The organism is Neolewinella litorea, assembly GCF_004803465.1.
Taxonomy (GTDB): Bacteria; Bacteroidota; Bacteroidia; order Chitinophagales; family Saprospiraceae; genus Neolewinella; species Neolewinella litorea.
Map to the genome: position 1 here is coordinate 500,690 of NZ_SRSF01000001.1, position 14,291 is coordinate 514,980.

At 59.2% G+C, this 14,291-nt stretch carries 7 protein-coding genes; all 7 read left to right on the forward strand.

Annotated features, from left to right (window positions below):
• Window positions 1-145: 145 nt before the first annotated feature.
• The 7 genes from E4021_RS02170 (at window position 146) to E4021_RS02200 (ending at window position 14,204) form a co-directional block, all read left to right on the forward strand.
• Window positions 146-3,331 carry a SusC/RagA family TonB-linked outer membrane protein gene (locus E4021_RS02170; protein WP_136456254.1) on the forward strand — a complete coding sequence of 1,062 codons (3,186 nt, stop codon included), beginning with the start codon at window positions 146-148 and terminating at the stop codon, window positions 3,329-3,331.
• A 20-nt stretch (window positions 3,332-3,351) separates the two neighbouring features.
• Entirely contained in the window at window positions 3,352-5,244 is a 1,893-nt protein-coding gene (locus E4021_RS02175; RefSeq protein WP_136456255.1) for a RagB/SusD family nutrient uptake outer membrane protein, read from the forward strand.
• A gap of 90 nt (window positions 5,245-5,334) precedes the next feature.
• Window positions 5,335-8,655, forward strand: coding sequence for a VCBS repeat-containing protein (locus tag E4021_RS02180; protein ID WP_136456256.1), 3,321 nt, complete (start codon window positions 5,335-5,337; stop codon window positions 8,653-8,655).
• Between the two features lie 2 nt (window positions 8,656-8,657).
• Window positions 8,658-9,998: a vanadium-dependent haloperoxidase gene (locus tag E4021_RS02185; protein WP_168797424.1), complete on the forward strand. Its 1,341-nt coding sequence runs from the start codon at window positions 8,658-8,660 to the stop codon at window positions 9,996-9,998.
• Window positions 9,980-11,674 (forward strand): CRTAC1 family protein, encoded by a 1,695-nt coding sequence (locus E4021_RS02190; protein WP_246050197.1) that lies wholly within the window; start codon window positions 9,980-9,982, stop codon window positions 11,672-11,674. Before E4021_RS02185 ends, E4021_RS02190 begins: the two co-directional genes overlap by 19 nt.
• A 30-nt stretch (window positions 11,675-11,704) precedes the next feature.
• Complete coding sequence (locus E4021_RS02195) at window positions 11,705-13,399, forward strand: RluA family pseudouridine synthase (protein ID WP_136456257.1); 1,695 nt, start codon at window positions 11,705-11,707, stop codon at window positions 13,397-13,399.
• 253 nt (window positions 13,400-13,652) lie between these two features.
• Window positions 13,653-14,204 (forward strand): hypothetical protein, encoded by a 552-nt coding sequence (locus E4021_RS02200; RefSeq protein ID WP_136456258.1) that lies wholly within the window; start codon window positions 13,653-13,655, stop codon window positions 14,202-14,204.
• The last annotated feature ends 87 nt before the right edge of the window (window positions 14,205-14,291 follow it).

A 14,291-nucleotide genomic window follows, 5' to 3' on the forward strand; every position in this document is an offset into this window, starting at 1 on the left:
CAGCTTTCCCAACTCTCTCTATATTTACAGTCAAACAGCGGCTTTTTCTTTGTTTTCGCCCCGGACGTTGTGTAGCGTCCACCATTTGAAACCGCAAGAATTGCTCCTCACTACGGGGGCCATCGATCATGTTAACTAGTAGATTATGAAACAGCATTACGTTCTGTTGAGGTACTGCCTCAGCGTATTCGTTTTCCTGCTCACCTTATCGGTGAGCGCCCAACAGCGAACCGTGACCGGTACGTTGACGGATGAAGGCACTGGAGACCCGCTTATCGGCGCCAGTGTCTTGGTGAAAGGAACCACGCGGGGTACCGTCACCGACCTCGACGGCAACTACGCCATCCAGGCAGCTCCCAATGAGACGCTCGTGATCTCCTATACCGGCTACGCTACCCGCGAAGTGGAGGTAGGTGACAACGAAACGATTTCACTAAGCCTGACCAGTGGTGAATTGCTGGACGAGGTAGTCGTAGTAGCCTACGGCAAACAGAAGAAAGCGACCGTCACCGGTGCGGTGGTCGGCGTCGAAGGCGGTGCGCTGGAACAGTCCCCCGCCGCCAACCTCGGCGTCTCCCTGGCCGGTCGACTACCGGGCGTTGTGGTCATTCAGACCAGTGGCGAGCCGGGTGTCGACGACGCCCGCATCAACATCCGCGGTCAGAACACCCTCGGCAACAGCAGCCCCCTGGTGGTAATTGACGGAGTGCCCGACCGGAACGGTGGACTTTCCCGTCTTAACCCGCAGGACATCGAGTCGATTTCCGTGCTCAAGGACGCCTCCGCCGCCATCTACGGTGCACGGGCCGCGAACGGTGCCATCCTGATCACCACCAAGCGGGGAACCACCGGCAAGCCGTCCATTTCCTACGACTTCAACCAGGGATTCGCGCAGCCTACGGTGTTGCCCGAAATGTCCAACGCAGTTGAGTACGCTACGATCATGAATGAGCTGGCCATCTACCAGAACATCCCGGTCAGTGAGTGGGACGCCGCCTGGGAGGCCATCCAGACCAAAGGAACCTACGACTCCCCCACCCCGGACGTCGGTACCATTAATGCCAACTACAGCCCGGAGACCGTAGCCCGCCACGCGGCCGGCGACGACCCCTGGGGATACCCCGACACCGACTGGTTCGACGATGCTTTCAACACCTGGGCACCCCAGGGTCGGCACAACCTGCAGATCAACGGCGGTAGCGACAACCTGCGTTATTTGGCTTCGCTCGGCTACTTTACCCAGGATGCCTTCTACAAGAACACGGCTACCAAGTACAAGCAATACAGCTTCCGCGTCAACCTCGACGCCGACGTCAACGACTATATCACCACCAGCCTGGGCATCCTGGCCCGCCGTGAGGACCGTCGCTTCCCCACCGAAAGCGCTGGATCCATCTTCCGCATGCTGATGCGCGGCCGCCCCACCGAGCCCGAAGTCTGGCCCAACGGACTGCCCGGTCCCGACATCGAAAACGGCCAGAACCCCTACGTGATCACCACCAACGCCACGGGCTACGTCGAGAACCCATCCGACTTCGTCCAGACCAACGGTGCCATTAACATCACCAACCCCTGGGTGGAAGGCCTGGCCATCAACCTATCTGCGGCCGTCGACCAGAACACCAACCGTTCGAAGACCTGGCAAACGCCCTGGCAACTTTACTACTGGGACCGCGTGAGCTACGAAGCCGACGGCGAAACGCCCCTGCTGGAGGCCGCTACCCGCTCCAACTTCACCGATCCCCGCCTGCGGCAGTCGACCAACACGGTACTTAACACCAACCTGTCGGCCCGCATCAACTACGACGCCGAGATCGGCAGCGATCACACCCTGGGCCTGATGGCCGGTGTAACCCGCGAAACCTTCGAAGGTGAGGGCTACTTTGCCTACCGCCGCAACTACATCTCGACGGCCGTCGACCAGCTTTTCGCCGGCGGTTCGCTGAACCAGGACACCGGCGGATCCGGCTACAACCGTGCCCGCCTCGGCTACTACGGCCGTGCCCAGTACGACTTCCGCGAGAAGTACCTGCTGGAGTTCATCTTCCGCTACGACGGATCCTACATCTTCCCCGAGCAGGACCGCTTCGGCTTCTTCCCCGGAGTACTGGCCGGCTGGAACGTGACCAACGAAGATTTCTTCAACGTATCCGGCATCGACTTCCTGAAACTGCGCGGCAGCTACGGACAGATGGGTAACGACCAGGTCTTCTTCCAGGGACAACTGCAGGAGTACGCCTTCCTTTCCACCTACGGATTCGGCAGCTACCCCATCAACCGCGTCGTGGAAACCACCCTCCGCGAACAACTGCTGGCCAACCCCAGCTTCACCTGGGAGCGTGCCAACAACTTCAACTTCGGTGTCGACGCTATTCTGTTCGGCAACCGGATCGACGTAACCCTCGAATACTTCAATAACCTGCGGACGCAAATCCTGATTCAGAAGACGGGTTCTACTCCGGCCAGCTCGGGTATCAACTCGCTCCTACCCCCGGTCAACGCCGGCGAAGTGGAAAACCGCGGCTTCGAATTTAACGTAGGTTATAATGGTAACGCCAGCAACGCCTTCCAGTACCGCTTTGGCGTGAACGGCGGCTATGCCAAAAACAAGGTCATTTTCATGGACGAGATCCCCGGTGCCCCCGAGTACCAGCTGCAAGAAGGAAAGCCCATCGGCGCCTACCTCGTGTACGAGGCCGACGGTGTATTCCTCAACCAGCAGGAGATCGACAACAACGAACTCGACTACAGTGCCGTAACCGGACGCCTGCTGCCGGGTGACCTGAAGTTCAAGGACATCAACGGCGACGGCATCATTGACGGCGAAGACCGCATCCGTATCGATGACAATGGTACGCCGACCTTCAACTTCGGCGCCAACTTCTCGGCCAGCTACGGTCCCTTCGATATGTCGCTGCTTCTCCAGGGAGCCACCGGAGCTTCCCTGCGCGTGCAGACCGAATCGGGCGACATCGGCAACTACCTGAAGTACAGCTACGACAACCGCTGGAGCATCGACAACCCCAGCAGCACCCACCCCCGCCTGGCCAGCCGCGGCGACACCTACTACACGGGGGGCAACTACGGCAACAACACCTACTGGCTGTTCAGCAAGAACTACATGCGTCTCAAGAACGCGGAGATCGGTTACCGGCTCCCCGCCAACCTGACGGAGAAGTTCCACCTGCGCGGCCTGCGGGCCTACGTGAACGGGCTTAACCTGATCACCTTTGATTCGCTGAACTTCTTCGATCCCGAGTCTACCACCGGCAGCGGCGTGTACTACCCACAGTCGCGCGTGATCAACTTCGGCCTCAACATTACCCTTTAATCATGCAACCACAACCGATCATGAAATCACTACAACGCGGCGTATATCGCCTATTGTCGGCTGTTGGGATAGGAGCAGTCCTGCTCGTTTCGGCCTGCGATACCGACTTCCTGAATACGGAGCCGCTCGACAGTATCTCGAGCGATGCGACCTGGGCCGACGGACCACTTTCGGAGGCCTTCATCTACAACGTTTACTCCTTCCTCGGCTACGGGGGCTTTGAGGAGCAAATGCTGGCCTCCATCACCGACGAGGCCATGTTCACCCACGCGGGCCGGAACATCAATACCTTTACCGAAGGCACGGAATCACCCGCCAACCTCGGCTGGATGAGCCCCACCTACTACTGGGACAATATGTACCTGGCTATCCGTCAGGCCAATATCGCCCTGCAGGAGCTGCCGAATTCGACCTTTGACAACGATGATCTCCGCGACCGCCTGATGGGGGAAGCCCACTTCTTGCGGGCCTATTACTACCACCAACTGGCCCGCTTCTACGGCGGTGTCCCGCTCGTCGAGAAACCCTATGGTCTGAACGAGGACTACGAGGTGCCCCGCGCTACCTGGGAAGAGACCGTAAACTTCATCGTCGCCGACCTCGACAAGGCCGCCGAACTCCTAGCCGGCAAGCCGGAAACCGACGGACGCGCCTCTCGCCTCAGCGCCCTGGCCCTGAAGTCGCGGATCCTGCTCTACGCCGCCAGCGACCTGCACTACGCGCCCGCCGCCGGTGCGGTATCTTCCACCCTGGCCAGCTACCCGCACCTCGACCTGTTGGCTTACTCCGGTGGTGACCGCGAAGCCCGCTGGCGCGCCGCCCGCGATGCCGCCCGTATGGCTCTCGAGGAAGGCACCGGCTACAAGCTGGGCTTGACCGAGCCCGTCTCCCCCGAGGAAGGCCGGCAAAACTACATCTCACTCTCTATGGGAGGGGGCAGCAGTGTCGGCGACGCCGCAGCCGCGGAAGAATTGATTCTCCAGCGTACCGTAACCCCGCTCTACACCCAGGAAAGTAACTGGCCCCTGGGCCCGATTCACTTCGGCATCAATAACGGCCCGAACGGCTACCACAACTGGGCCGGAAACACTCCGATCCAGCAGTTGGTCGACGACTACGAAATGATGGACGGTTCCACCTTCGACTGGGATAACCCCGATCACGCTGCCAACCCCTACGAAGACCGCGACCCCCGCTTCTACGCTACCGTGATGTACGACGGATCCGGCTGGAAGCCCCGGCCCTCGGACGTAGCGCCCATCGATCCATACGATGAGATCCAGACCGGCTACTACGACGACGGAAAAGGCGGATTTATCCCCGGCGTCGATACCCGTGAGTCGTCCGTGGAAAACTGGAACGGCAGCCGCACCCACTACTACGTGCGCAAGTTCATCGATCCGGACCCCGCCCTGAAGGACAACCAGTCCAACGCCCAGGTCATCCCCTGGCCCTTCATCCGCTACACCGAAGTGGTGCTGAACTACGTGGAAACCTGTCTGGAACTAGGCAATGAGGCCGAGGCACGCGACTGGCTCAACCAAGTTCGCTTCCGAGTAGGTATGCCGGCCGTTCAAGATAGTGGTGAAGACCTGATGTACCGCTACCGCAACGAACGCCGGATTGAATTGGCCTACGAGGAGCACCGCTACCACGATGCCCGCCGCTGGCTCATCGCCGAGGAAACCCAGGGCCGGCCCATCGAGATCATCGACGTGCGTGCCACCCTCAAACCCGGCAAACAGCCCCGTGTCCCATACAAGTATGACCCCAGTGTTTACGACTACGAGTACACCGTGGCAACGAACACCGAGAATGAATCGCGTTCCTGGTCCGACAAAATGTACTTCCGCGCCATCTCCCGCGACGAGATCAGTCGTAACCCCCAGCTGGTACAGAATCCGGGTTTCTAAGCCTCCTGACTAGCCTGAAGATCCGTCACCGTCCTGTCACGGTGACGGATCTTTTTTTTCGTAGCTGCGCCATCCGTTAACTTGCCCTTGATGTACCGACTGTTTTGGATAATTTGTATAGCCGCCGGCGCCCTCCTGCTGGCCGGCTGCGAAGCCGGGGAGCCAGCTACCCCGGCTCAGGAACCCGCGGAAGCGCCCCGCTTCACCCTGCTGGACGCAGCCACCACGGGCGTCGACTTCCGCAACGACCTGACCGAAGGCCCGAACACCAACATCCTGATGTATGAGTACTTCTACAATGGGGGTGGCGTAGCGGCCGCGGATTTCAATCAGGACGGCCTTACCGATCTGTACTTCACGGCCAATATGGCCGACAATAAATTGTATGTGAACGAGGGGGATTTTCACTTTCGCGACGTCACCGCCCAAAGTCGCGCGGGCGGACGACCCGGCCCCTGGAAAACCGGCATCGCGGTGGCCGACGTTAACGGCGACGGACTCCCTGACCTATACCTTTCCTACTCCGGCATGCTGCCCCCGGATAAGCGGCGCAATCAGCTATTCATAAATGCGGGCAGCGACGCTGAAGGAATACCCACCTTTACCGAATCGGCGGCGGAGTACGGATTGGACCTGGCCGCCTTCACCAACCAGGCCTACTTTTTTGATTATGACGGCGATGGTGATCTGGATGCGCTGATGCTCAATCACAATCCAAAATCCCTCCCCATCCTGAACGTGGAGAAGACGGAGCAACTCCTGCAAATCCCCGACCCCGAACGCGGGCTTCGCCTCTACCGCAACGATGGTAACCGCTTTACCGACGTAACCGAGGCGGCGGGGATCAACGGCTCGGCCCTTAGCTACGGTCTGGGGGTAGCCTTGAGTGACCTGGACGACGACGGCGATACCGACATCTACGTATCCAACGACTATGAGGTACCGGATTACCTCTACCTTAACAATGGAGACGGCACCTTCACCGATAAACTCGGTGACCGCCTGGGCCACACCAGCCACTTCTCGATGGGCAGCGACATTGCGGACGTCAATAACGATGGGCACCCCGATATCTACACGCTGGATATGCTGCCCGCCGACAACCAGCGCCGGAAACTGCTCGCCGCCGACGACAACCGCTCGAAGCACGACCTCAACCTGGCCAGCGGTTTCCACCACCAGAATATGCGCAACATGCTGCAGCTCAACCGAGGCAATGGCACCTTCGCCGAGATCGGCCAGCTGGCCGGCGTGGCGGCCACGGACTGGAGCTGGTCGGCGCTCCTGGCGGATCTCGACAACGATGGACTGAAGGACCTGCACGTCACCAACGGCTACGTGCGTGACTACACCAACCTCGACTTCATCAAGTACATGGAAGACTTCGTCGCCACCCGCGGTCGCCTCCAGCGCAGCGACGTACTGGAACTGCTGAAGGAAATGCCCGCCTCCGATGTCTCCAACTACGCTTTCCGAAACGACGGCGATCTCACCTTCTCCGACGTCACCGCCGACTGGGGACTGCAGCGGCCCTCCAACAGCAACGGAGCAGTCACCGTCGACCTCGATAACGACGGAGACCTGGACCTGGTAGTAAATAACCTCAATCAGCCCGCCTTCCTGTACCGCAACAATACCGGCGGCACCCACTATTTGCAGATCGCGTTAGAAGGGGAAGGCCAGAACACGCGCGGCATCGGCGCCCGGGTTAGCTTTGAGCTGGACAGCATCACGCAAGTGCAGGAGTATTACCCCAACCGCGGCTACCTTTCCTCGGGGCCCGAAGTGCTGCATTTCGGCCTGGGGGCGCGCACGCGGGTGCCACGTTTGACCGTTAGATGGCCGAGCGGGCGGGTTCAGACCTTAGAGCAAGTGACGGCTGATCAACGGCTTACGCTCCGGGAAACCGAAGCCGGCGATTCATCCGCCGATCCTGTGGAGTACCAAGCCCTTTTTTCGCCGGTTCCCTCGCCGGTAGCGTACCGCGCTTCGATCTCAACGTACCGCGACTTCGACCGGCAGCCGCTGATGCCCCGCCAGCTATCCAATGACGGTCCGGTTTTCGCCGTCGGAGACGTGAACGGTGACGGCCGGGAAGATATGCTCATTGCCGGATCGGGCCGGGGGGAAATTCGCCAGTTTACGCAGCGACCTAATGGTGGGTTCAGTCAAGGGGCCCCGGTGCAGTTGAAAACGGGGAGTGATCTGAGCATCACCGCGCTGGAAATGGCCGATTTGAACGGAGACGGTCATCTCGACGTGTACGTCGGCCGGGGCGGTTACCATGCGCTACAGGAAAACAGCCCCGATCTCCAGGATGAGATCTTTTTGAACGACGGGGATGGGAAATTCCGGTCGGGCCCGTCGCTACCCAATCACCTAGCCGCCACCGGAGCCGTGGCCATCCGGTCATCCGAGCAAGGTCCTCCCGTGATATTCGTCGGAGGGCACGCCGTGCCGGGGCGCTACCCGCTTTCTTCCGGCAGTTATCTGCTGCAAGATGATGGAGTGGGTAACTTTACTTCCCTCGCGTCCGGACAATCCAGTGTATTGGAAGAAATGGGTCTGGTCACCGACGCCGTCTGGCACGACCTCGATGGCGACGCAGATGAAGAACTTGTGGTGGTAGGGGAATGGATGCCCATCAAGGTACTGGGTATCCGAAACGGGGTGCTGGAGGATCGCACGGACCGCTACTTTACCGACTCGCCCACCGGTTGGTGGAACACCCTACACGTTGATGACTTAAACGGGGACGGTCGCCCCGATCTGGTGGTCGGCAACGAAGGCAGCAATAATCTGTTTGGCGTTAGCAAAGAGCGCCCTGCGGTGCTGTCATATGCGGACCGCGACCGTAACGGAAGCGTAGATCCCTTGCTGAGCTACTACATCGACGACGTGCTATACCCGGACCTCACGCGGGACGAGCTATTGAACCAATTGTCCAGCCAGCGCTCGCGCTACCCCAGCTACCGCAGCTATGCCGCGGTAACTACTTCTGAACTGGAGGAGGGGCTGCCCGGTGAAGCGCAGAACCTGCGCGCCGACCGCCTGCAAACGAGTTTGTTCCTTCAGTCGGAATCCGGGAGGTTCGACCCCGCCCCTCTGCCCATTGAAGCACAGTTTGCCCCCGTGCACGTTATCGTTGGCCTGGATGCGGACCGGGATGGCAATCAAGATCTGCTGCTCCTGGGCAACGAGACGCAGGCACGGGTCAGGTATGGCCCCTCCGATGCCAACGCCGGCGTACTGCTGCTGGGAAAGGGCGACGGCACCTTCACTTACGTGCCCCAATCGCGGTCGGGACTGAATATCCGAGGGGCGGTCCGGGCTGCGACGACTTTGAACGGTACTTTACTGTTAGGAGTCAGCAAAAGTGACGTTATTGCGTATCAACTCACTACTTCCTGAGCATGAAATTCTACCGGGCACTCGGAAGCTGGATCCTCATTTCTTTACTTTTCTTCGGTTGCGGCGACCGACCCTCCTTTACGGATTCGGAAGTTGCTACTTCCTGGGCTGAACTAAGCCTCGACCTGACCAAGGGAACGCCGGGAAATACGCCCACCTACGCATCCCGCTGTCTTGGCTATTTCGGGCTGACGATGTACGAGTCCGTCGTACCGGGTGACCCAGATTACCGGACCCTGGCCGGTCAGCTCAGCGGTCTGCCTACCCTCCCCTCGCCCGATCCCGGAGTGGAATATCACTGGCCGCTCTCGCTCTCGGCCGGTCAGGCTACCATCCTTCGCGCTCTTTACAACCATACCTCCGACGCGAATAAAGCCCGTATCGACAGCCTGGAAGCAGCAGTAGCCGATTACTACAGCCGTGAAGGGGTGACGGAAGAGGTAGCTGCCCGCTCCGGTGATTTCGGGCGAAGCGTGGCCAAGGCCATTTTCCATTGGTCGCAGTCCGACGGCGGCCACCGGGCTTACCTCCGCAATTTTGAAAAGGACATGGTTCACCCGGATTTTCCGGGCGCCTGGAAGCCCCCGCTTTTTGCCCAGTCCTTCAGTCACCACCCATTGCATCCGCGCTGGGGTACCAACCGGCCCTTTGTCCCCGCCAACTACCAAATGGATCCACCGGACTTTATCCCCTACGATACGGTACCGGGTTCGCCCTACTACGAACAGTTCCGGCGCGTCTACGAAAAAGACTTGACGCTCACCGAGGCGGAAAAGGAAGCGGCGCTTTGGTGGGGGGACGACCCGGATGAGACCTTTACGCCGCCGGGGCATTCCTACTATCTCGCTACCGAAGTGCTCAAGAGCCAAAACCCCTCCCTGATGGTTTGCGCCGAAACCTACGCGCGCACCGGAATGGCGGTAGCCGATGCCTTTATCAACTGCTGGAAGTGGAAGTTTGCCTTCTTCAGCGAGCGACCGAACACCTTCATTCCGCAATTCATTGATCCAGAGTGGGAGTCCTTTTGGCCCGACCCGCCCTTCCCCGCCTTCCCGTCCGGACACGCTATACAAGCGGCCGCCGCCTCCACGGTACTGCAGGACCTGTACGGCAACAATGTGCCCGTGACCGATCGGGCCCACGAAGGCCGCGAGCGCGACCACATCCGCGACGTGGGCTTTCCGGTGCGCCAATTTGAACGCCTAAGTGATATTGCCCGGGAAACGGCCGACTCCCGTTTTTACGGGGGCATCCATACCCCCCAGGACAACGACCAGGGGTTGAAGAAGGGAGCAGAAATCGGCCAGAACATCAACGCCCTGCAGTGGAAAAACTCAAAATAGTCCTCACGCTCGGGGGCTGGTTACTTACCTGGTGCGTGGGCAGTCAGGCCCTGTTCAGCGATGCTACGCAATCCGCGGGCGTAAACCACCAGTTTATAGTACACGAGGGACTTTTCGGAGGAGGGGCTTGCGTGCTGGATTTTAATCAGGACGGGTTTGAGGACATCTACGTCACCGGCGGGCTAAACCCGGACCAACTCCTGCGAAACAACGGCGACGGCACTTTGACCGACGTCCTGGAAGGGTCAGGGTTGGAACTGACCGGGCACTTCGTAACCCAGGGCGCGGTAACGGCCGACGTCAACCGGGACGGCTACGATGACCTCTTTATCACGACAATCACCTCCAGCGACAGCTTGCAAATCATCCCCCGCGCCCGTAACCTGCTTTTTTTGGGGCAGCCGGGGGGAAGCTTTCGGGACGCTACCGAGGAATTTGGACTGGTGCCGCTGTACTCTTTCAGTACGGGAGCAAGCTTTGGCGACTTCAACAACGACGGTTGGCCTGACCTTTACGTGGGCAACTACTTCGTGGAGTACGCCGAAACCCTGGACCACATCAGCGACGCCACCATTGTGGGGGCTAATCAAACCGCTCATGGCTATCTGCTGCTAAACGAGGAGGGAAAGCGGTTCGTAAACGTTTACGAGGATTACGGGCTCAGCCACCGCGGATTCGGATTCGGGGGGGTGTTTACGGATTTCGACAACGACGGCGATCAGGACCTGTTCGTCAACCACGATTTCGGTTACAAGGCCACGCCCAACCTGCTGCTCGAAAACCAGTACCCGCGGGAGCAGTTTCGCGACGTCGCGGAGGATATGGGCCTGGACCTGCGCATCAATGCCATGGGATCGACGGTGGGTGACTGGAACCAGGATGGCTTATTGGACTATTACGTAACCAATATCAAGTTCAATCACTTTCTGGTGGGCCAGGGTGCGGGCAAGCCCTTTGAGAACCGCGCCAAAGAGCTGGGAATGAACTACATCTCCATCAGCTGGGGAGCCAATTTTGCGGATTTCGATCACGACGGGGACCTGGATCTGTTCGTCTCCAACGGCGACCTGAATCCCAACTGCGTGCCCATGGCGAACTTCTACTTCGAGAACCTCGGCGACCGCTTTCAGGAAAGTGGCCGCGCGGTCGGCGTAGCCGACTATGGAATAGGGCGTGGCTCGGTGACCTTCGATCTGGAAAACGATGGCGACCTGGACATCTTCGCGATCTGCCAGGGTCCGGTGCTCGATGGCTACCCGGTGGAATCCATCACGCGGCTGTTCCGCAACGACGGGGCGGACGGCAACTGGCTAAAGATCGATCTGGTGGGCACTACCGGGGAGTTGCGCGGACTCGGGGCGCGGGCCACCGTATACGCCGGGGGGCGCCTCTTGATGCGGGAGGTCGACGGCGGGGGGTCGAGCCATATCAGTCAGAATACCCGCACGCTCCATTACGGGCTGGGCACGGCGGAGCGCATTGATTCAGTGGTAGTAACCTGGAACGGCGGCGAGACGCAGGTGCTGCGTGACCAGGTGGCGAACCAAACGTTAACCATCACGCAGGCACCTTCCCCAGTGAAGGCCGGAATACCCTGGATGCTACTTGGGGGTATTCTCTTGCTTGCGCTCACCGTGGGTGCCATAATTCAAAACCGTCGGGGCAGGACCGGTTAAGGCCCCGGAGCTGCTTACCTTTGCGGCCGCATGACGGCAACCGACTCCTACCTGCATTCCCTTCCCGAGACCGCGCGGTCGATCGCCGCGCCGCGCCGCTTCACCTTTCCCTTTTATTACCGCCCGCATCCCCTGGCCGTGGCCGCGGCACAGGACCTGCAGAAACAACTTCAGCAGCCCCGTTCCTGGGAACACGACTTTGGCCTGGACGAGGATTTTACCGGCCGGCAAGGCAAAATGTTCGGAGTTTTGGTCGTCCGCGACCCTGCAGGGGAGCTAGCATATCTCGCAGCCTACTCCGGGAAGCTCGCGGACAGCAATCACCTGCCGGGATTCGTCCCACCCGTTTACGATCTGCTGGACGAAGCCGGATTTTACCGCGGTGGAGAAAGAGAGATCAACGCCATAACGCAGAAGATTGAGGAACTCGAACGTGCCCCCGACTTTCGTGCGGCCCGGCACGACCTGGAGCGCATCCGGCGTGAAGCGGACGCCGAACTCGCCGCAGAGAAAGCAGCGGCTAAACAGTCCAAAGCGGAACGCAAGCAGCAACGTAGTGCCGCCGTACCCGGCGCATCAGCCGAAGAACTGGCCGCCCTGGAAGAGCGTCTGGCAGCGGAAAGCATCCGCATCAGCTATGGACTGAAAGACCTAACGCGGGCGCTGCGCCACCGGGTGGCTCTGGCCGAGTCCGCCTTGCATGTGTTTGAGGCCCAAATCGAAGCCTTGCGTGACCGCCGGAAGGTAATGTCCAATGACTTGCAGCAGCGGATTTTTCGGGAGTATACCTTTCTGGATGCCCGGGGGCGGGTGCGGGGACTTGGAAGTTTATTTGCCGCCACGGTCCTCGGCGTACCCCCGGCCGGTGCCGGCGAGTGCGCCGCACCGAAACTGCTGCAGTTTGCCTATGCCAATGACTTGCAGCCGATAGCGCTGGCGGAGTTTTGGTGGGGCCAGGCTCCACCTTCCGAAATTCGTCAACACGGGCAGTACTATCCCGCCTGCCGGGGCAAGTGCGAGCCCATCCTAGCGCACATGCTGCAGGGTCTGGAAGTTGACCCCAATCCGCTGCTGGTAAACCCCGCCCAGGGCAAGGAAATGGGAATCGTTTATGAGGACGATGACCTGCTGGTCGTGGACAAGCCCCACGAGTTTCTGTCCGTTCCGGGCAAACACATCCAGGATTCGGTATGGCACCGGATACGACAACGTTACCCCATGGCAACCGGCCCGTTGGTCGTGCACCGCCTCGATATGTCTACAAGCGGACTGCTACTGGTGACTAAGCGAAAGGAGGTACACAAGCTCATACAAAGGCAATTCTTTCGCCGCTCGGTGGAAAAGCGGTACCTCGCCCTCGTTGAAGGTCCGGTAGTCGATGACCAAGGTACTATTGATCTTCCCCTCCGGGGTGACCTCATCGACCGGCCACGGCAGATCGTCTGTGACCAGCACGGAAAAGCCGCGCGCACTCACTGGGCCGTGCGGCAGCGTAATGCGGACAGCACGTTGGTGGACCTGTGGCCGCTGACCGGCCGGACCCATCAGCTAAGAGTACACTGCGCCCACCCCGGGGGACTCGGCGCGCCCATCGTAGGTGACGATTTGTATGGTAACCCTGCGGAACGCTTATATCTGCACGCCGCCTGGATCTCCTTCGTGCATCCCACGACCAAGGAGCGAGTTGAATTCACTTCCCAGTTACCCTTTCCTACCGACCGGTAGCTAACCATAACGGCGCAAGAGTCAAACCGTTTGCCACATTTGCATTTCCCCTTTCCGGAGACGGAAATCATATTTCTTCGTACCACATGCATTGGCGGATCAGGTAGTGTGTCCTGCAACCGGAATGCATACCCTGCATTTGGCCCGATCAAACTTTGATTATAGTAAAGTAATTTCCGGAAAAGGGGGATAAACTGTTGCGCGACAATGCTTTAAACCAGTAAATTAAGAGTAAATCACTCAATCCTTCACTATGAGCAACAGCACACACATTATCCTGGCCCTCTGCATGGGTGTATTAATTGGTCTTACTTCCTGCACCAAGGAAGACGACCTGACAATACCCAACAACCAGTCGCAAGAGATAGGGAAATACGAAACCAAGGCAGGCAAAAGCAACATCAACAAATTGGTAGCCCAGGTACGGCAAGCAACTGTACAATACCACGATTACCAAGCTGCGCTTGACGACGGGTTTTTCAACACAGAGGACTGCGTATCAAATCCCGATGGAGAAGGTGCGATGGGAGTTCACTTTGTGCGGTTCGACCGCTTAGACGACGTGCACAATCCACTTGAGCCAGAGGTGTTGGTTTACGAACTCAGGAATAACGGTACCTACAAACTGGTGGCCGTCGAATACCTGCACGTAGGTGATACAGCGCCGATGTTTGGTGGAGAGGTGGAATTTCACCCCTTCTCCCTGCCGTTTGCAGACTATGAACTGCATTTGTGGCTTTGGAAAGCAAATCCCGACGGGCAGTTCACAGATTGGAATCCGAACGTCAGTTGCCCCACGGAGTAAAACCCGACCGGCAAAAGCAGGGTGTCTCATTTATGAGGCACCCTTTTTTATTCACGTCGGGCGTGGCCCCCTTTCATTGATAGCGGG